The 17946-nt window shown below is 59.1% G+C and carries 18 protein-coding genes and 3 pseudogenes; 7 read left to right on the forward strand and 14 right to left on the reverse strand.

Annotated elements, in window-relative coordinates:
* Positions 1-2: 2 nt before the first annotated feature.
* The 3 genes from DBIPINDM_RS02655 to DBIPINDM_RS02665 are packed head-to-tail and all read right to left on the reverse strand — an operon-like array spanning position 3 to position 2567.
* The gene (locus DBIPINDM_RS02655; protein WP_258580655.1) at positions 3-1127 is read right to left on the reverse strand and encodes an FAD-dependent oxidoreductase; all 1125 of its coding nucleotides are present in this window, start codon (positions 1125-1127) and stop codon (positions 3-5) included.
* The gene (locus DBIPINDM_RS02660; protein WP_258580656.1) at positions 1124-1438 is read right to left on the reverse strand and encodes a (2Fe-2S)-binding protein; all 315 of its coding nucleotides are present in this window, start codon (positions 1436-1438) and stop codon (positions 1124-1126) included. Before DBIPINDM_RS02660 ends, DBIPINDM_RS02655 begins: the two co-directional genes overlap by 4 nt.
* The gene (locus tag DBIPINDM_RS02665; protein WP_258580657.1) at positions 1422-2567 is read right to left on the reverse strand and encodes an NAD(P)/FAD-dependent oxidoreductase; all 1146 of its coding nucleotides are present in this window, start codon (positions 2565-2567) and stop codon (positions 1422-1424) included. Before DBIPINDM_RS02665 ends, DBIPINDM_RS02660 begins: the two co-directional genes overlap by 17 nt.
* 268 nt (positions 2568-2835) lie before the next feature.
* Between DBIPINDM_RS02665 and DBIPINDM_RS02670 the strand changes: the two genes are divergently transcribed.
* Positions 2836-3204 (forward strand): Rid family hydrolase, encoded by a 369-nt coding sequence (locus DBIPINDM_RS02670; protein WP_258580658.1) that lies wholly within the window; start codon positions 2836-2838, stop codon positions 3202-3204.
* 125 nt (positions 3205-3329) lie between these two features.
* On the opposite strand, the gene DBIPINDM_RS02675 is transcribed toward DBIPINDM_RS02670, so the two are convergent.
* The 5 genes from DBIPINDM_RS02675 to tnpC all read right to left on the reverse strand — a co-directional run bounded on the left by DBIPINDM_RS02675 (position 3330) and on the right by tnpC (position 7988).
* Positions 3330-4319: an IS5 family transposase gene (locus DBIPINDM_RS02675; protein WP_258580659.1), complete on the reverse strand. Its 990-nt coding sequence runs from the start codon at positions 4317-4319 to the stop codon at positions 3330-3332.
* 2 nt (positions 4320-4321) lie between these two features.
* Positions 4322-4525, reverse strand: a complete 204-nt coding sequence (locus DBIPINDM_RS43560) for an NAD-binding protein (protein WP_416361675.1) — start codon at positions 4523-4525, stop codon at positions 4322-4324.
* A gap of 11 nt (positions 4526-4536) precedes the next feature.
* A complete protein-coding gene (locus DBIPINDM_RS02680; protein WP_258580660.1) occupies positions 4537-5775 on the reverse strand; it encodes an MFS transporter in 1239 nt (412 codons plus the stop codon).
* A 489-nt stretch (positions 5776-6264) separates the two neighbouring features.
* Positions 6265-6696, reverse strand: coding sequence for a plasmid pRiA4b ORF-3 family protein (locus DBIPINDM_RS02685; protein ID WP_258580661.1), 432 nt, complete (start codon positions 6694-6696; stop codon positions 6265-6267).
* 8 nt (positions 6697-6704) lie between these two features.
* Positions 6705-7988, reverse strand: coding sequence for an IS66 family transposase (tnpC, locus tag DBIPINDM_RS02690; protein WP_258580662.1), 1284 nt, complete (start codon positions 7986-7988; stop codon positions 6705-6707).
* Positions 7989-8254: 266 nt separating this feature from the next.
* Here tnpC and DBIPINDM_RS02695 point away from each other — a divergent pair.
* Positions 8255-8523: pseudogene (locus tag DBIPINDM_RS02695) on the forward strand (transposase); the annotation flags it as partial.
* Positions 8524-8752: 229 nt separating this feature from the next.
* Here DBIPINDM_RS02695 and DBIPINDM_RS02700 read toward each other — a convergent pair.
* From DBIPINDM_RS02700 to DBIPINDM_RS02725, 6 genes and pseudogenes are all read right to left on the reverse strand, one after another.
* Positions 8753-10672 carry a flavin-containing monooxygenase gene (locus DBIPINDM_RS02700; RefSeq protein WP_258580663.1) on the reverse strand — a complete coding sequence of 640 codons (1920 nt, stop codon included), beginning with the start codon at positions 10670-10672 and terminating at the stop codon, positions 8753-8755.
* An 11-nt stretch (positions 10673-10683) separates the two neighbouring features.
* Positions 10684-10848: a hypothetical protein gene (locus DBIPINDM_RS02705; RefSeq protein WP_258580664.1), complete on the reverse strand. Its 165-nt coding sequence runs from the start codon at positions 10846-10848 to the stop codon at positions 10684-10686.
* Positions 10849-11584: 736 nt separating this feature from the next.
* Positions 11585-12244, reverse strand: a pseudogene (locus tag DBIPINDM_RS02710) (IS630 family transposase); the annotation flags it as partial.
* A gap of 7 nt (positions 12245-12251) precedes the next feature.
* Positions 12252-12401 (reverse strand): annotated as a pseudogene (locus tag DBIPINDM_RS02715) (IS5/IS1182 family transposase); the annotation flags it as partial.
* Between the two features lie 27 nt (positions 12402-12428).
* Complete coding sequence (locus tag DBIPINDM_RS02720; RefSeq protein ID WP_258580665.1) at positions 12429-13454, reverse strand: L-histidine N(alpha)-methyltransferase; 1026 nt, start codon at positions 13452-13454, stop codon at positions 12429-12431.
* Positions 13455-13947: 493 nt separating this feature from the next.
* Positions 13948-14640 (reverse strand): class I SAM-dependent methyltransferase, encoded by a 693-nt coding sequence (locus DBIPINDM_RS02725; RefSeq protein ID WP_258580666.1) that lies wholly within the window; start codon positions 14638-14640, stop codon positions 13948-13950.
* A gap of 106 nt (positions 14641-14746) precedes the next feature.
* Here DBIPINDM_RS02725 and DBIPINDM_RS02730 point away from each other — a divergent pair, with 106 nt between their 5' ends.
* The 5 genes from DBIPINDM_RS02730 to DBIPINDM_RS02750 all read left to right on the forward strand — a co-directional run bounded on the left by DBIPINDM_RS02730 (position 14747) and on the right by DBIPINDM_RS02750 (position 17939).
* The gene (locus DBIPINDM_RS02730) at positions 14747-15568 is read left to right on the forward strand and encodes a hypothetical protein (protein WP_258580667.1); all 822 of its coding nucleotides are present in this window, start codon (positions 14747-14749) and stop codon (positions 15566-15568) included.
* A gap of 14 nt (positions 15569-15582) precedes the next feature.
* Positions 15583-16302 (forward strand): hypothetical protein, encoded by a 720-nt coding sequence (locus DBIPINDM_RS02735; protein WP_258580668.1) that lies wholly within the window; start codon positions 15583-15585, stop codon positions 16300-16302.
* Positions 16271-16747 (forward strand): hypothetical protein, encoded by a 477-nt coding sequence (locus DBIPINDM_RS02740; protein WP_258580669.1) that lies wholly within the window; start codon positions 16271-16273, stop codon positions 16745-16747. Before DBIPINDM_RS02735 ends, DBIPINDM_RS02740 begins: the two co-directional genes overlap by 32 nt.
* 480 nt (positions 16748-17227) lie before the next feature.
* Positions 17228-17524: a DUF736 domain-containing protein gene (locus DBIPINDM_RS02745; RefSeq protein WP_258580670.1), complete on the forward strand. Its 297-nt coding sequence runs from the start codon at positions 17228-17230 to the stop codon at positions 17522-17524.
* A 154-nt stretch (positions 17525-17678) separates the two neighbouring features.
* Positions 17679-17939, forward strand: a complete 261-nt coding sequence (locus tag DBIPINDM_RS02750; RefSeq protein ID WP_258581250.1) for a DUF736 domain-containing protein — start codon at positions 17679-17681, stop codon at positions 17937-17939.
* Positions 17940-17946 lie beyond the last annotated feature (7 nt).

The following is a 17946-nucleotide window of genomic DNA, read 5'->3' on the forward strand; positions in this document are numbered from 1 at the left end:
AACTACATTAAAGATCGAAATGCGTTCGATTTCATATCCGCGCACCAACGCCCCACGAATGCCCTCGCGCGGGCAAGCCTACTGTGTTTCGTCCTGAGATCATGAGCGAGCCTATCTCTTATGGCTTCCGGTATCGCCCCCCGCTGAGATGCGATCTTTAAAACACTCAGCCGGCCGGACAGTTCGGCCGCGTCTGCGCCAAAGATGCCACCTCCATCGCCGACCACCATCAAGTTCGGGATCGATGTTTCCTGCCAGGCATCGGTCATCGCCTGCCAGCATAGTTGGCGGCCATTCCACATGTGGTCGGCCCTGACCAATCGCGTGATCTGGGTATTGGGGATGACGCCGAAATGCATGAGGACGACATCGCACTCCAGGGCCGTGGTACGTCGACCGATCGTATGTTCAATGCCGGTCACGCAATCTTCTCCGAGAATTCTTGCGCCTTGCAGCGAGGCGGCAGCGTTAATTCCGATCGTGCGGCCGAGCAGCTTCAATCCCTCCAACAGAACCTTCGGTGCCAGAAATGCGCTCGGAAGATTAGGCGTCGCTCGAAGGAAATCGACGAAGGTCGTCGTCTGTAGCAGCGCGACGATGTCGGCTCCCGCGTCCAAAAGCTGCTTTGCCGCAAGAAGGAGGAGCGGCCCGCATCCCAACAGCGCAACGCGCCCCTTGGGAATGCGTCCAGACTCCTTCAGCATTAGCTGGGCGGCGCCCGCGGTCATCACGCCAGGCAGCGTCCAACCGGGTATCGGCACGGGTCTCTCAAGGGCGCCGGTCGCAACGACGATGGCTTCAGGCCGTACGGAAACACTGCTGCCTTGGTGCAAATAGCTAACCTCGAATGGATCGGCTGCCACGTCCCAGACCGACGCCTGCGCCAAATAAGTGACGCCACTTTCCTGAAAACGCCTCGCGATCAATGCTCCGTGGGCTTCGTCCTTATCCAGGGCGCCTCCGCTTCCCGTTGCCCGTCGCTCCGCCATTTCGATCGCGCGAAACCTCTGCCCCCCGGGAGCAGGTTGTTCGTCGAGGACCAGCACGGACAGCCCAAACTCGGCCGCTTTGATTGCCGCGGCCATGCCGGCGGGACCGGCACCGATGACGACGATATCCGGGCTCATTTCTTCAGCCCCCTCGGGTCGAGCGGCCGAAGTCCGTTCTGTCTGCGGACAATCATGTTTTCCCGCACCGGCACCAAGCAAGCGCGTTGATTTGGAACGCCGTCGATTTCGACGAGACACTCGAAACAGACGCCCATCAGGCAGTACGGACCACGACGGCGTCCACTCACCGGGCTGGTGCCTGTGTAGCCCGGATTGGCGGCGAGAAGGGCTGTGGCTACGGTCTCTCCTTCCCGGGCGGGAATGGTATTGCCTTCGAAGTCCAAACTTATGGAGGAGATCTGATTGGTGGCATCATGCCGGTTGTTCATCACGCAACCTTTCCATTCCGAACGGCTCGAGAAGGCGGTCCCTTGCACCCTCCATGATCCACTGCGGCAGGAGACGCGCATGTAGAGCCGATAGAGTAATACCGCTGTGGCACGAGACAACGAAGGCCCCCGGCTGCTCGCCTGATTCCTGATAGATCGGATAGCCGTCCTGCGTACGCGGCCTGAGAGCCGCCCAGCTCCGGTTAATTTGCACGGATCGCAGCAAGGGCAGTCTCTCGACCGCGCCTTTCGCGAGCTCCTTCAGGATTTCAACCGTGGTGCGGTCGTCGCAGCCGGCATATTCGCTCGAGCTGCCGATCATCACAGTGCCTTCGACGTTCTGTCGCAAGAAGCCGCTGATCGGGTACTTGAACACCTTGTCGATCCTTTCGGTCACGATGATCTGGCCGCGTTCTGGACGGACTTTCACCCGAAGCCCGACCTGTTCGGCGAGATGCGGAATGCCAAGGCCCGCCGCGATGACCACTTTTGGAGCCGAGAACCGACCCGCTGATGTCGTCACGGAAAAAGTTGCAGCGTCGCGAGTAACACGATCGACAATATGACCGGAGAGATAATGCCCGCCGCTAACAAGGTAGGCCCGGAGGAGGCTGGAATAGAATTTCAGGGGGTCGACGGAGCCGTCCAGCGGACTGAAGGACCCCCCACTTACGGTCTCTCCCAGACCGACATGGCCCAACAACTCGTCAACGCTTTCTCTGTCGAGAATCTCGTTCCGGTATTCGGCTCCCGCTCGCCGCGAAAACTCTCCAATGTGTCTTCTCTGTTCGTCGAGTTCCCGCTCTCCCAGAGACAAATAAACCTTGCCCCGGGCGTCGAAATGCGGATCGATACCGGAACATTCGCGTATCTCCTCCGCGAACAAGGGCCATAACTTCCCCGAGGTCAGCGAAAGGCGGAAATAGGGGATATTGTTGCCCCCCTTGTTCGAGATGGAGATCATTCCGAAATTTCCGCGCGAGGCGCTGAAATCGGCATCGGTACCGTCAAGTATAGCGACGCCCAGTTGACTCTTAGCGAGGCCATAGCCAATGCACAGGCCAACAATACCGCCGCCTATGATAACGACATCGTAAGTTCGGGAGCTTTTCGCTCGGCTCATGTCCATATGGCGGCTCCATGACTGCCGAAGATATTTGGCTCGCCGTTGTATGTGTAAAGAATCGGCTTTGATTTGTCAGCCATCATACGCAATTGTGTCCGGTTCCGTCTGGCATAGTTCTTGAAGAGAACAACACGCTGCGGGATGGTCTTGCGTGGCCATGGACGGCTGGCGGCGGGATGATCAGCCGCTGCTATGGTAATCAAGCACCGTTCTTGAGTAAGAACTTTCTTGTTAAGTTATCATTTCTCGAAACATCGAACGGGAGTGCGAGATGAACAGTTCGTTTCCGATAGAGCGTACGCCGGGGGTCGCTCCCGGACGCAGCTCGGGATCGGCATTTGGCAACCTCGTCTGGGCTGTTGCGACCTCCGACGACAAGACCCTCGACCTGAAAGGGCAAATCGAGGCGAGCTTCAGCAAGATCGAGGGCGTTCTAGCGCATTTTCGGACCGACAAGCGCTACCTGATTTCCGTAAATGTCTTGCTGTCGGACCTCGAGCAGAAGAAAGAGTTCGATGCCGAGTGGAGGGCGTGGGTTGGCGATGACCCGGACAATTGGCCCCAACGCTGCTGCGTCCAGGCGGTCCTGTCGGCGGGGACGCTCGTCGAAATCACAGTGGTCGCTGCCCGCCCGTCGTGACCGGTTATCTCAGGAAGCGCTCTTCGCTGATCTTTGCGGCTTCCATGAGGGGCACGACTCCTATGGCACGCGGCGTTGGTGCATGGGTCCGGACTTGAGCGGATGTCGATCTTTGAAGCGGCAGGCTATGCCGTGGCCGCCTTGCGGCGGGCGGATTTCGGGCGTGCGCAGGCAAGCATGCGGTTGAGGACGGCGCAGCCGATGGCGACTTCGGTCTGCTGAACGGGAAGCGACCGTGCCCGCAAACGCCGCCCGATGGTGGACTTGTATCGCCCTATGGCGGTCTCGACCAGCGAGCGTTTGCCATAACCGTTGGAGACCTGCCATTTCATCCGGCCGTCTCTGCCGATTGCGGCGATATGCTGGTCCCTTTGGCCGGCAGGTCTATCGTCGAATGGTTCGACCGCGTTGACGCGAGGCGGAATGACGATTGCGGCGGCAGCGCTATGATCGATGACTGCGTCGTAAGTCGGTTTTCCGTCATAGGCGCCGTCAGCAGTAAACTGTCCGATCGGACCGCCAATCTGGTCGAGTAGTGGCTCAACTTGAGAGACATCGCCAGTGTCCTGATCAGTCAGGGTATGGGCAATGATCTCGCCGCTGTCGGCATCCAGTGCCAGATGCAGCTTGCGCCAACTGCGACGGGATCTGGCGCCGTGCTTCTCCTCCAGCCACTGACCCGCGCCGTAGACCTGCAGGCCGGTGCTGTCGACAAGAACATGCACTGGTCCCTCCGGCGCAACCTGGCGATCATGCCGTTTGTTGGGCGATTGCCATTTCCGCGCCCGACGGCTCAGGGTGGTATGATCGGGGACAGCGAGCGCCAGCCCCATCAGTTGCAGCACCGATTCCAGCAAGCCTTCTGCCTGGCGCAGCCGCAGGCCAAACACAAGGCCCAGCGTCAAGGTGGTCTCGATCGCCAGATCAGAATAGCGGTGCTGGCCGCCACGTGTCTTGCGTCTTGGCGCTTGCCACCTGGACAGGGCTTCCGGCGTCACCCACAGGGTCAAACTGCCGCGATGACGAAGTCCTGCCTCATATTCTGGCCAGTTCGTCACCCTGAACTTCATCTTCTCAATACGATGGCGGCGGCTGGTATTGTGTTTGAAAGGCATGGCTACGCTACAAAGGCTATTGCGGTGACCGCTTGCCTAAACCCACACCAATAAACGATCCGTCCACCAACGCCTTGCGCCACGGCAAACGCAGAATGGCTCCTGTCAATCACGACAACGAACGAGTCCGACTGGTCCGCAAGTTGCAGCGCCACTGCCCGACCGACCGGCCCGGCTCCGATGACGACGTGTGATCTCCCGTGCATAGTGCCCTGCTTCAGCCTTTACTGCCAACTACGGTCGGGGTCGGCTTGCGCCGGATCGTGCGATAGCCAAGGAGAGCGATAGCCGTTTGCACTAGAGCCAAGCCGGCAATCAACAGCGTCAGCGTGTCGTATCCCAGCTGGACTGAGACGAGCCCGGCGGCGAAGGGGAAGAAATACAGTCCAAGAAAATAGGAAAGGCTGAAGATGATCTGCACCAAAGTCCGGGACTGCGGCGCAGTCACGCGGATGGCTTCTGCCTGCATCAGGGGATAGGATAGCCCATAAGTTATGCCGGTCGCCAGCGATGCCATTGCGTAAATGACGGGGTGGCCCGGGGAGTAGTGAAAGCCGAGAAGCGAAACAACCATCCCGCCCAGGAGTAGCGGCAAGGTGCGGTCGGCCGCACTGCGGGTTACGCGCGGACCAATTGCAAATCTGGAGCCGACTACTCCTATGGCCCAAAAGCCAAAGAATATTTCGTACGGAAGACCTGATTTATTCGCAAATATAGCCTGGAAGTTTATCAAACTAGTGTAAATGCTTGCGGACAACAATACAAGAACAAAAAACAGAGCAGATTTGCTGAAGAGGAGATCGAAAAGGTCGCGCGCAATCGAGGCGTTATTCGGAATACCGGCTTCGCGGATGTTCGCCGCACGTTGCGCTGCCCACGATGACAACGCTGACCCTGCCGTCGCCGCGAGCATTGCCAGAATGAACATATCCAGCGTGCCCAAGCCGGCGTACCGGGTAAGGAGGCTGCTCAGCAGCGGTCCGCAGGTTAACCCTAAGGTGGCGAATGCAGAGTAGGCCATGAAGCTCGATGGCCGGTCTGCATCGCTTGAGAGGGCGGAAATGCATATCGAGCCCATAGTGAAGTGCAGCGCCCATCCGCCTGATTGCAGCATGTAGCTGAGGAAGTAGGGGAATGTCGCGCGAACCCCCGACAATTCGTTCAAGAGTATGGTCGCGCAGGCTGCTGCACAGAGAAGCCCGCCGATGGGTGCGAGCCTCCGCACACTAAACTGGCGTATCAGCGTAGGACTGATCAAAACTATTAATATAGCGACCGCCATGCCTGCTGCTGAGATCGAACCAAAAAATATCTCGTCGCGCCCAACCGACAACAGGTAGACTGGAAGCAGCGCAAAAACGCCCATCGCGAAGGAAATCAGAGATCGTTCAGCAATGAACATGCGCCTGTACCACAAAAGGCGCGTATTAGTGATCGAGATGCTGCGAGCGTTCATTTTGTTATGCCATGAAAATGTACTTTGCGTCGGTTAGGACGAAGATAAATTATGTACCCAAATATGATTCGCGTTTTTGGTGCGACCATTGTCATGGTCGAAGGAATACGTTGCCTTAGATCGAGAGCCTGAAGCATTGCGGTCCTTCGCCTGTTCATCGTGTCTACCCGTGACACGAGTTATGGCCGGCAGCTGTTGCCCGCCCGGCAACGAAGGCTCTCAAGAGTCATGCCAGCTTGCTTGATTGAGCTGAAGAAGGAACTTTGTGGTTGCTTTTCAGTCGATTAGCCCGAAGCAAAGCAAGAGATCGACTGAAAATGGCCATATCGCGAACTCGACAAACCCGACAAAAGATGTCGGATGGCGTTGTTGAGACTGCTCCGCTCTGACCTCGCCGGTGAGCCACGAACATCGTGCTGTGTCCAAATGGAGCCCGGAGTTGAGGTAATTACCCACCCCCTAGCCCCCTCGATGCGGCCCGGTGCGTCGTCACTCGTCGTCGATGTCCGGGTACTGCGGGGGAGCCTTGCCGATCTTGCTAACGATCCTCGGGTAATTGGCATCGGGCTGCGCCTGCCCTGTTCCAATAACTTCAACGCGGAAGCGCCACTCGTCACCGTAGTCGTACAAGAAGGTCATTGCCGAGCCCGCCTTCTGGAAGGCTGTGGTGACGCGCGTGCCCTTCACGCTGCGAGAACCGCTCCCCTCTATGTCGGCGAAGAGTTCGAACCGCTGGGGCGAGTCGAACAGCTTTCCCGTCAGCTTTGAATAAAAGCCGTAGGCGTGGTCCATGTCGAAGCCGAATGCCGCTACCATGGCTTCGGCCAGATCCGCTAGCGTGCTCGAACTCGACACCTCGATGTCCCGATAAAGCCGCGCCCGAAGAGAGGCTCGGAAGATCAAGGTCGCGGGCTCGGTCATAGCGGATTTCAGGCGCTGACGGTTTGAAGGATGATTTTGAAGGGGTTCGTGCCTGGCGCGAGACGAGCCGTGTCGACGACGGTTCGAATGTCGGCTTCGCCCTGGGCGGCCCACATGGCGCGATAGCCGTTGGAGATCTTCCGTTGAACGACGGCGGGTCTTAGAGCCCGTTCGCAGGCGTTGTTCGTCGCGTCGACCATTCCTGGCCATTGGGCAAAGGTCAAAAGTTGATCGCGAGCTCGCCTGAACTTGTTTTGGATGTCGCGGGCCAGATCGCACGACGTTGTGGTGGCGAAGATATCGTCCAGACTTCGCTCCAGGGCGCGACGCTTGCCGGTGATGGTCGAGGCGGCGAAGGTTTCGATACCGTCGGCTAGGGCGAAGGCCCTTTGCAGCCAACGCTTGAGCCGTGAGGGCAGCATGTCCTCACTTGCCTCGTCCGCATAGGCGACGTCGCGGGCGAGATGCACCAGGCAGGTCTGATGCGCATTTGCGTGACCTTGTTGCGCGGCATAGCGATCGGAACACCAGACGTCGGGCCGATGGCCGTCCATCAGGGTCCGGACCACGACGGCGCCCCGCGTTGGGACCGCTTGATGAACAACCGCTTCGGCGCAGCGAAACACACAGTGGTAGGCGTTGCTTCCTTCGATCCGCACGCCGGTCTCATCGGAGGCGATGACCTTGGCCCGGCGCAACGCCGCGACGGCCTTGTCGCACTCGGCCGCGAACGCGCCCTGCGCACGGCGCAACATGTTCATCAGTCCGCCCTGGCTGATGGTGAGACCGAAAAGGTTCGCGAACGCGCCCTGCAGCCGCTCGTAGGACAGGGCCTGGAAAGTCTTGAGATAGGTCGCTACGGCGTGCACGCGTGGCCCGAAGGGCGTCCCCTTCGCCGCATCTGGCACAGCCGCGACGACCAGCGTGCCGCAGGACGGGCAACGGACTGCCGGACGCCGATGGCGCTCAATCAAAGGCCTGATCGCGGGAAGCTCAATCTTGTCGTGCTCGCTGACGGTTTCGGCAGCAAGGTCGCTCGACAGGCTGGCGCGGCAGCAAAGGCATTGGTCGGGGTGATGATCGATGATGCGATCGGCATTCTCACTCATGGCGCGGCTGTGACCTTCATGACCCGCCTTGGCGCCGCCAGGCTTTGCCCTGTCCCGACGCGCCTTGCGATCGCTCGACGGTGGCTTGGACGACGTGCGTGATGTCTTCTCTGGCCGCTGCATCCGCAGCACCAGATCGATCAACTCTTCCTTCGTCAGACGCTGCAAATCAGTGCGATCCATATCCCCATAGATTCAGGGATTCTTGCCCCTGACAAGGGCGTGGGTAATTACGGTCAATCAGCCATTCATCGTTTCAACCAAGCGGCCGCCAGCGTACAGCCTGCGTAGATCCACGGTTTGCCATGGTGCGCACAATACCGCACACGACCTCCGAAGCCCGGCTTAATTCCGGACAACGACAGATAATTCTGGACGGTACAGTGGAACCGGCTAGCTGCTGGTTGACCCTGGAGGGCGTCAGCACTGGATTGTTGGCGCAAGGCGAGGCTGGCGCCACGATCGCCGACAAGGGCTATGACGCCGACCACCTACACGAAAAGATCGCTGAAACCGGCCGAAATCGTCATCCCGCCGAAGCGCAACCGCAAGGTCCAGCGTCCCTACGACACTCACCTCTACAAAGAGCGCAATATCATCGAGCGCTTCTTCAACAAGCTCAAGCAATTCCGCCGTGTCGCAACTCGCTACGATAAGCTGCTGGCCAAACTTCATGGGCTTCGTTAAACTCGCCGCTATCGCTATCTGGCTCAGATAGTTAAATCGTCACTACGGCCTAGCTCAAGGGCCCATGCTGGCGCATCCGTTGGCAGCGCCAATTCGCTATGGACGTCCCCCCCGCTTGTTCGAGAGATCGTGGGAACGACCATAGGTCTCATTCGTCATGGCAGCGCAATGCCGATAGGCCGCCTCGGTCAAGAAGGTCGAGGTCGTAGTCGCGAGCGGGGGTCGTTGACCGCCCTCTCAAACCGCTTCATCCGAAGCCTCTAATCGGGAACCACCTGCGGCACGGTACGGTAGTCACCGAGATCCGCCTCCTTCAACAACTTCCAATAATCGACCAGACGCCAAGGGCTGTTTGTTACGATTCGTCCTCGATCGTTGCGGAAAAAGGTGGACATGCCGGCATGGCTCCAGATCATCTGCTGGTGCATTTGTTGGATTTCCCGGTTGTAACGTTCATATACATCTTGCCGGCATTCTACTTCGACAAGCTTATTCTCGCCCATCTGGCGCAGAACACTCAGCACGTAATCGATTTGGCTCTCGATTGTGAAGATGAAGCTGCCGCGATGGCCGTGCGCCGTATTGGGGCCGTAGAGCATGAAGAAATTCGGGAATCCCGCTACAACGGTGCCAAGGTACGCCTGACAGTCATCATCGTTCCAGACCTCACGTACCGTCCGACTATTGCGTCCGATCACCTGAACCGGAAGTAGATAGCGTGTGGTATCGTAGCCCGAGGCGACGATGACAACGTCTGCCCCATGCGTTTCACCATTAATCGCATGGATCGACCTGCCCTCAACACGCGCAGCAGCTTCGTCTACCAGGGTAACATGCGGCTTCAGTAGGGTTCTATACCAGCCGTTGTCTAGGAGCATCCGCTTGCCGAATGGCGGGTACGACGGTATGACCTTGGCGACAAGGTCAGGGCGCCCCGCCAGCTGTCCCTCGATGTATCGTGTGTAAGTCTCGCGGTCGCCGTCGTTGACCGCATTCACGGAACGGTCCGGATGCGGCCAAGCCGGATCCTTCTGCAGGGCCTCGTGCACTTCACTGTCGAAAATCCAACTCAGCCGGAGCCTGTACAGCCATTCGTAGTGTGGCACCTCGCGGAAGAAGAACTGCACCGGTTCCGGAACCGGCTTTTGAAATTTCGGGAAGGGCGCTGCCCATTGGCGTGAGCGCTGGAAGATTGTCAAGGCACCCACCCGATCTGCGATGGCGGGAACAACCTGCATTGCCGAAGCCCCATTACCAATCACGGCCACGCGTTTACCGTCGAGCGCGACTTCTGGATCCCATTCCGAGGTGTGTACCACCGGGCCGTCGAAGTCGCGCAGGCCCGAAACGTTCGGCCATTTCGGCGTGGTGAAGCCCCCCACGGCCGAGAGGACCACATTGGTCACGAGGGTTTCTTCCGTACCGTTGGGCAAGCGTAACCGGGAGTGCCAAGTTAGGCTCTCTTCGTCATAGCGGGTGACCAGGCACTCGGTGCCGTAGCGGATGGAGCTCTCGATCCCAAAGTCGCGGGCAACACGGTTGAAGTAGTTGTCGATTTCCTTTTGTAACGGGAAGAACTTGCTCCAGTCGCCACTGGCAAAAGTGTAGGAGTAGAGATGCCCGGGCGTGTCCACTCCGCAGCCAGGATAGTGATGTGAGTGCCAGACCCCGCCGGCGCTGTCTTGCTTTTCGATCTGGATGTAGGAGATGCCCAATTGACTTAACCGAATCGCGGCTGCGACACCGGACATGCCCGCCCCGATGATGAGCACACGAAACCCCTCCGGCAAGGACACCGGATCCGGAATGGCGCCTGAATATCTCCGCAGCTTATGAAGCATCATTTCAGCGTATTCTGGCGGGATAGGCTCGGCCTCAGACACAGTTAGCATGCGGATCAACTCTTCTGCCGACAGGTCCTGCCTGGCGACTTGTGCGCCGCGGCGCCAAGAGATGATGGCGGCCAGTGCTGCATTGCGAATCTTCGTCTGCAATTCGTCCGCGAGCCCCCCTGAATCGTTGTCGCCCCAGCCACTCTTCACGGGAACAAACGGCGGGTTGAGCCAGTACTCCTTTCCTGTGAACTGGTACAGAAGGAGTAGTAGGGTTGGGATATTGGCCGAAGGGAGCGCCTCGGCGATGCGTTGGCGGAACAGGTCGAGGTCCGCAGAGTGAGCCATGATTTAGGTTCCTACTGTTGCATGTATCCGGATCCACCCGCCAGACGCTGCACTTCAATGCATGTTTCCTGCCTCGGCTTCGGCGTAGTTTCCGCTATCGGCAGCAGAGAAGCTTCGACAAGCGAGTTGCGGAATCTCTGATCCAAATCGCGCTTGAGCGCGTCGGCATCGATCACTTCTCCCACGCCCGCGCCAAGATTGCAGCGCCCGAAACCTGCGTCCTCGTGCCGGTAGCCGGGGCACGACAGCGGAATATGCGCCTGTGCTGCCTCGACCAGGCGCGAACAGCCAGTTACTTCTGCATCTGAAACGATCCGCTCCTTGATGATCGGAAGTTGGGCTCGGCAGAAACCATTGTGCTAGCATATCGATATCTCCGCGCGATAAGTCGGTCCGTGGCGTGTCCTGCAAATGCTAGAAGCAATATGAGTGCCAAAGGAAGAACTCTTTCTAATACAACGAAATGGCTCAAACAGGCGGTCTCGCATGTCCAGCATTGTCGTACATCGGACAAGCCTAACGCGACATTGACCTACCGCAGTCAACGCACTCCGCGCCCAGGGCCCTGTTCGACGACGCCGATGTTGGCGGCGAGCGTCTGGACCGTGAACGAATCACGATTTTTGGGGCGCTGCAGCCTTGCGAGATAGGCCTGCTTGAAACTGTGGTTTTGTGGGGCTCCTAGCATCTGGCGATGCCGGCCGAGGCGCCGTATGTAAATCGGCAAAGCCGACAGAATTGTCGGATCACTCAAAGGCTGAGCGTGGTCGGACCCGCCTGTATGAATAACGCTGTCGGAACAGCTGCGATGATGCGAGCGCCTTCGCCGAACAACGAGTGGCGCACGATTGTGACCGTTTCTGGGTTTGTCGACCGTGAACAATGATCGGCGCTAGTGTCGCGTCGCGGTGATTATGACTCTTCGAGAGATGGCGTGGGATAGGATTTTGCCATCTTCGCTCGGGCCTGCTGTGTGGAGAACATCCAGCGGATACGGGCGCCACTTTCGGTGCGGCGGCGTTCCCAGGTCCGAATCTCTGTTTCAAGGAGGTCGCGGCTAGCGATGCGGCGATCAAGACATTGGCGGCGCATGACGCCGATTTCGATCTCGACGATGTTGAGCCAACTGGCGTGCCTGGGTGTGTAGTGGAACTCCAGGCGTCGCAAGATCCGACGCGCCTCGACTGCTGGAAAGGTCTGATAGACAGCGGAGGCCGTGTGGGTTGATAGGTTATCCATCACGACGCGGACCTTGTCGGCGCCGGGATAGTCCACGTCGACCAGGTCGCGCATGCAGACGGCGAAGTCCTCGTTGGCGCGCCGGTCGGTGACCTTGACCCTGCGCCACGACCGGTTGGCGTCGACCATGACAAAGAGGTTGGCCGTGCCGTTACGTTTGTACTCGGAGTCGTAGCGGTATCGCTTTCCGGGTTTCGGCACGATGGGCACGCGCACCTCGCCGATGAGCTGGATCGGACTTTCATCGAAGCAGACCACCGGTCGCTTGGGATCATGCGGCTCGGCATAGAGATCGAGGAGATCCTCCATGCGGGCGATGTACTCCCCATCGATATTGGCGGCGCTCGATCTCATCGCCGATGGTTTTCTCGATGTCGGGAATGACGGTCGCCAGCGTGTGGCCGTCATAGGGATTGCCGGGCAAAGCCTTGGCATACAGCGCGACCTGGCCGCCCTTCGAGCGTTTCAGCGTGGTCGCGACAGAGACTTGACGCCTCCTGGTCATTTTTTTTTCTGTTTAATTCACCTTCTCTAACACGTGAATGTCTGAGCCGGCGTTGTCTGAGAGCACATCGATTGACACAAACCCCGCTCGGTGTGCACATTTTTTGAAAAACAACTCAGAAAAAGAAAACGAGTTCTTTAGATGAAGTCGATCACCACTTAACAGTATAATCTCTTTACCACCAAGGCAAAAGTCCATATCCCTTTTGACCATCGCAGTGTGTATGACTTGCATGAATTGGTCGTCACCTCTTACATCCGACTCATACTCAAATGCCTCTGGCTCGAAATTAGCGTCGACCGGCAGCTCTGCCTTCATTCTATGGAAAACGTTTAGCTGAAATTCAGGATGCGCTTCATAGTAGGACTTCGCCACATCCCTCCTCAGATCTGAGCCAATTGAGATCGCAACCCAGCACCTCTTCGCACTATTCGATATCTTCTTCAGCGTCTCGACGACCGCCTCCACGGGGGGCGTATCATTTATTCGGGCGGGAAGATTTCCAAATGTCCGGCCAAACATGACAACAAATGCCGCTTCACCGTCGCAAAAATAGCGTCGCCCAGAGAATATATCGTCGCATATGAACTCGATTTTCAACCCCAAAGCGGACGGCAACTGCGCTATGTCCCCGAGGAACTCTTTTGAACGGTCGACGAGCGTGCAACGTGAGGTTTCGCCGCGCAGACCTGCTACAAGGGGAAGCGTTTTCTGTTTGAAGGCTCGCACTGTTCCGGGCCCATACTCCAGAACCGACACCCCTTTACGACATCGTTCGTCCTGATGATACCATTGAACATAATCTCTCACTCTCTCGTGAAGTTTTTGGGTCAACTTGAGTTCAGCATCCACCATATTGGTCGTGCCAGTGACGAGCGCATTACTGATCCTCTGAGCTTCAGCCTTAGCCCATAACAATGCGCCACTCATTGGATTGCCATCCCGGTCGACTCCAGTGTGGTGAGCGTATTGTTCAGGACCTAAGTCAGGCGCATATTTCTGCTGAAACAGCTGCAAACTCGTTTCAAGAAAGCTCAAACTGATCTCCTCTCGACCCTTTAGCGGCTCCTCGGATTTCCCCAGTTGGCTCACTTACCGCCGTAAACGAAGGTGGTGCGCGCAGTCCGCGTATGCCGTCACCGATCCCAGGAACCCGCCAAAGCGCGGCTCGCTCGTCAGAGCAGAAGCCCGGCGCAACCGCCAATAAGCACGTTGAGTCTGTTCATTGGATATCTCCATGAACCCAGAGGAGAGGCTACAGGATTGGAAGGAGTAATCCTTGACGTAGATCAAGGGCAACCCGAATTCCGGGACGGTGCACCGTCCGTTTTCGGCTATTCAGGAATCGCCCACCCGACAATCGGACGTGCCGAAGGAAAGCCGTTTACAATATATGCGTAAACGCAGGCGTATCGCATCTTACATCGACGGCGCCCAGAACGCCCGCCGCTGGTAACGAGCACATTTTAAGAGCGGCCGCACTGAGCCTGCCGGCCAGAACCAAGCCTGAATGGTCAACGCTGGCTCGCACTCAGCCGCGCAACTCACAGCAGAGGAAGATCTGTTCCTCCGGCAGCAAGTCGGCCGCCGCAGGGGCGTAGGCGGAAGACGTCTCCTGCACGATTGTGAACCCTGCCGCTTCGACCGCCGTACGCAACTCCTCTCGCGGATAGGCTGAGACCCGGATAGTATTTCCGAGGAATGGGACCGGGAAATCGTCCACATCCGCCTCCACCATCGAGAGGGCGAACAAGCCCCCAGGAGCGAGCAGATGACGGACCGTCGTTAGCGCGAGGGGAATCTCCACTCGTGGAAGCATCAGCAGCGAGAAGAAGGCCGCAACGGCCTGGAACCGGCCGAGGTCCCTCGGCCCGCCGGGTCGCAAGTCAGCAAGCTCCAGTTGATGGAACGTCGCGCCCTGAACATGCTCGCGGGCGAGTTTCACCATCACGGCAGACAGATCGACACCCACGACCTCCAAACCGGCGTCGAGCAATTGACGTGCGGTTGGGACGCCGGTCCCGCAGCCAAGATCCAGAACCCGTGAACCCGTCGGCAAGGACTTGATCAGCCATTCGCCCGCCAGGACTTGGCCTTCCTTGTGCGGAAAGGCCTCGTCATAGCGATCGCCGATGGCGTCGAAGGCTATTGCCTGACCCTCGCGGTGGAGCCGAAGTGTCTCGTATGTCGCGGTCACGAGTGGATGTTTGCCAGGGCTGTTCACGGAAGTATCCTGCTGGTCGGGAAGTTGTGCATTAGCCAAGCAAATGGCGTACCAATCCAGGAAACCCATTTATAACAATGGGACCACTCTGATAGGCTCGCGCTTGATGTCCGTTGTTGTCATAAAGCCGACAACGAGTGCAACTGCCCACGCGAACCTTTATGGGCGCGCTCGGCGTTGGTGCATGGGTCCGGACTTGAGCGGATGTCGATCTTTGAAGCGGCAGGCTGCGCTTTGGCTACAACGTCACAAGCTCGGCGATCCGCCACCGGAACACCCGTTCGACGGCGAGCGCCCCAGCGCCTTTTCCGGGTTCAACGGGCGCTCGGCCAAACGATGGCCCTTTACCCCCGATGCGGTTGCCGTCCCCCTCATTTCGAGCGCAATTCGCCTTATCGCTCAACCGGCCGACGACCTGATCGCGCTTCGCGACCAGGCGGCGAGCCTCTATGAAGAACGACGTGCCCGAGGCCTTACGAGGCCATCGGTGCGGCAACCCGTATTGAAGCTGATCGCCGCTTTCAAGTTCACCTGTCTCGATGGTGAAGATGCCCCTTGGCATCCGCCGATCGTCGGCACCAAGCAGGTGCGCTTCCTCGTCGACAGGATCTACGAAGCCTGCTTTGTCGTCATTTCCTACCTCGTCGGCGCGAGAGTCTCCGAGATTCTCGCCTTGGCCGATTGCATCGAGCAGCGCTGCTCTGCCGATGGAACCGAGATATTCTCCTATCTGCGCGGCCGCGTCTTCAAGACCGCCGTCGATGACGCGGGCCAGCCGCATCTATGGGCCGCCCCTCAAGCCGTCGCGCGGGCCATCGATGTGCTGGAGCGCCTTTCAGCTCCCTTGCGCGAGCAGGCGGGCCGCCGGGAACTTTGGCTCGCCATGCAGGGACATGGATCATCGACACGCGCCCCGTCGATGTCGTGACCAGCAGCACATTGGTGTCGCGCCTCAACCGACATTTCGCGCCATTCATCGCGCTTCCCGACAATGCCGATGGCCGCCCCTGGCATCTGACAACCCATCAGGGCCGAAAAACCTTCGCCCGCTTCGTCGGCAAACGCGACCGCACCGGCCTTCATGCCCTGCAACACCATTTCGGGCATCTGACACGCATCATGACTGACAGCGCCTACGTCGGGACGGACTTCGATCTCGGCGAACTCGTCGACGACCAGACGCTTGAAGAGACCCGGGCCGCCCTCGAGGAACTGCTGACCACATCGCGTCTCGGCGGCAAGGCTGGCCGCATGCTGTCGGCGCGATCACGCTTCCGCGGTCGGACTCGCGACGGCGATCTTGCCGGCTATGTCGATTTCCTGATCGAGGAAAGCGGCATGCGGCTCGGCGTCTGCGATTGGGGATACTGCGTCTACCGTGCCGAGTCCGCCGCCTGCATGGGCAACGAGCGAGGCCCCAACCCGGTCTGGCGAACCGAGAGCGTCTGCATGAACTGCACCAACTTCGCCGTCACCGAGCGTCATCGGCCGGTCTGGCAGGCGCGCCTCGACCGCAATCTTGCGCTCATCACCGACCGGCGTCTCGATGACGCGAGCCGCACTCTCGCCAGTACGCGCATCGCCGAATGCGAGCGCATCCTCTCCGATCTTTCCGCAACAGGGGCATCCCATGGCCAAGCCACCGACTGCAAACCCGGCTGATACGCGCATGCGGGCCACAGCGCAAAAGCTGCGGGAAGCGCTCGACCGCCTGATCAGGGACAGCGGATCACGCTCCGCCTCTGCGACCGCGCGCCTTACAGTCGCCGCCCTGGCGCGAGAAGCCGGCGTCGGCCGCAACGCCATCTACACCAACCATCGCGATATTCTAGATGATCTCACCGGGGCCCGCCAGCGTCAGCGTGCCCCCACCAGCGGCCCCACCGCCGAAGACAAGATCACCGAGCAGCGTTGTCTGATTGACGGCATGCAGCAGCAGGTCCGACAACTGGCGACCGAGAATGCCGGGCTTCTGCGGCACGCGATCGAAGCGGAACAGCGCGCCGACAGGGCGGAACGCCGCAGCGCACAGTTGACGAAGGAGATCTGCAGCCTGCAACGCCCAACGATACTGCAATCGACGAAGGAGGGTTCGGTACAAAGCTGACCTATGATGCTCCCGGTCATTCCATGCGCTTTCCGCCATGCGCTGACAGGCTGGTGTCGTGGGACATGGCGGCGGGGACTGTCTTCCTTCTCGTTGAAGAGCACGGCCCCGGACTGAGGCTGGTTTTGACCGACCCCGTCATACCGTCATCTCCCCGGTTTCGGCGTCATGAGCCCCAGGCTTCTCCTTCGACCGCTGACTGAGGTGTGGCCACTGAGGCCTTTCTTTCTGGCGTATCTCACACCGGGTTCGCCTGCTACGCAGCCCGACCTCGATCCCGCAACAGCGCGTTTCCGACCTTCTTCCCCGCCGTGCTCGGCTGACGCCTGCGCGCGGCTTCCTCGCGAGGCAAGAAGCTCGGCCCCGCGCCGCCCTCCATTGCATTGCGGCCCTTCGGGTGCGGGCCGGTCGCCCGGTGTTTTCCGATCGCCATCAAGGCCGCGATGGTCGCGACCTGATACAGCAGATGGAGAAGACAAAATGGCTCAGATCGGCACTTTCAACCGCAACGAAGACGGCTCTTTCACCGGAATTATCAAGACACTCAACCTCAATATCAAGGCTCGCCTGGTCGTGTCCGAGAAGGAAAGCGACAAGTCGCCCGACCTTCGCGCCCTCGCGGGCACCATCGAGATCGGCGCCGGCTGGAAGAAGACCGCCAAGGAGACCGGCCGGGAGTACCACTCGGTCAAGCTCGATGATCCGAGCTTCCCCGGTCCGATCTACGCCAGCCTCGTCGAGAACGAGGACGCCTACGCCCTCATCTGGTCGCGCTGAGGCGACCGACCACCGGACGCGGTGCTCCATCCGGAGCGCCGCGATCCGGCAAAAGGACACCGGAAAGTGTCATTCAGAGAATCCAGCAACCAGATCAACGGCTTCGACGCAAAAAGACAGTTGACAGCTGACCTAATCCGGCTTCACCGGCACGATCCGCACTCTCGCCCTCAACGTCAAGGCACGCATCGCCCGCGTCGAAAACCCCTCCGATAAGGGTCCGCAGTTCCGCATCTACGCAGGCGCCGTCGAGCTGGGTGCCGCCTGGCAGAAGCGCTCAACCGAGAGCGACCGCGACTACCTCTCGGTCAAGCTGGATGACCCGAGCTTCCCGGCTCCGATCTATGCAACCCTCACCGAAGTCGAAGGCGAGGATGGCTACCAGCTGATCTGGTCCCGCCAGAACCGGGACTGATACATCG

Source organism: Mesorhizobium sp. AR02 (genome assembly GCF_024746835.1).
Taxonomy (GTDB): Bacteria; Pseudomonadota; Alphaproteobacteria; order Rhizobiales; family Rhizobiaceae; genus Mesorhizobium.

Bases quoted from the DNA above. Each gene is read 5' to 3' on its own strand.
- DBIPINDM_RS02685 (WP_258580661.1), bottom strand. From the start codon at position 6,696: ATGACCGAGCCCGCGACCTTGATCTTCCGAGCCTCTCTTCGGGCGCGG.
- DBIPINDM_RS02740 (WP_258580669.1), top strand. From the start codon at position 16,271: ATGGCCAAGCCACCGACTGCAAACCCGGCTGATACGCGCATGCGGGCC.
- DBIPINDM_RS02670 (WP_258580658.1), top strand. From the start codon at position 2,836: ATGAACAGTTCGTTTCCGATAGAGCGTACGCCGGGGGTCGCTCCCGGA.
- DBIPINDM_RS02660 (WP_258580656.1), bottom strand. From the start codon at position 1,438: ATGAACAACCGGCATGATGCCACCAATCAGATCTCCTCCATAAGTTTG.
- DBIPINDM_RS02655 (WP_258580655.1), bottom strand. From the start codon at position 1,127: ATGAGCCCGGATATCGTCGTCATCGGTGCCGGTCCCGCCGGCATGGCC.
- DBIPINDM_RS02665 (WP_258580657.1), bottom strand. From the start codon at position 2,567: ATGGACATGAGCCGAGCGAAAAGCTCCCGAACTTACGATGTCGTTATC.
- tnpC (WP_258580662.1), bottom strand. From the start codon at position 7,988: ATGGATCGCACTGATTTGCAGCGTCTGACGAAGGAAGAGTTGATCGAT.
- DBIPINDM_RS02745 (WP_258580670.1), top strand. From the start codon at position 17,228: ATGGCTCAGATCGGCACTTTCAACCGCAACGAAGACGGCTCTTTCACC.
- DBIPINDM_RS02730 (WP_258580667.1), top strand. From the start codon at position 14,747: ATGTCCGTTGTTGTCATAAAGCCGACAACGAGTGCAACTGCCCACGCG.
- DBIPINDM_RS02675 (WP_258580659.1), bottom strand. From the start codon at position 4,319: ATGCCTTTCAAACACAATACCAGCCGCCGCCATCGTATTGAGAAGATG.
- DBIPINDM_RS43560 (WP_416361675.1), bottom strand. From the start codon at position 4,525: ATGCACGGGAGATCACACGTCGTCATCGGAGCCGGGCCGGTCGGTCGG.
- DBIPINDM_RS02700 (WP_258580663.1), bottom strand. From the start codon at position 10,672: ATGGCTCACTCTGCGGACCTCGACCTGTTCCGCCAACGCATCGCCGAG.
- DBIPINDM_RS02680 (WP_258580660.1), bottom strand. From the start codon at position 5,775: ATGAACGCTCGCAGCATCTCGATCACTAATACGCGCCTTTTGTGGTAC.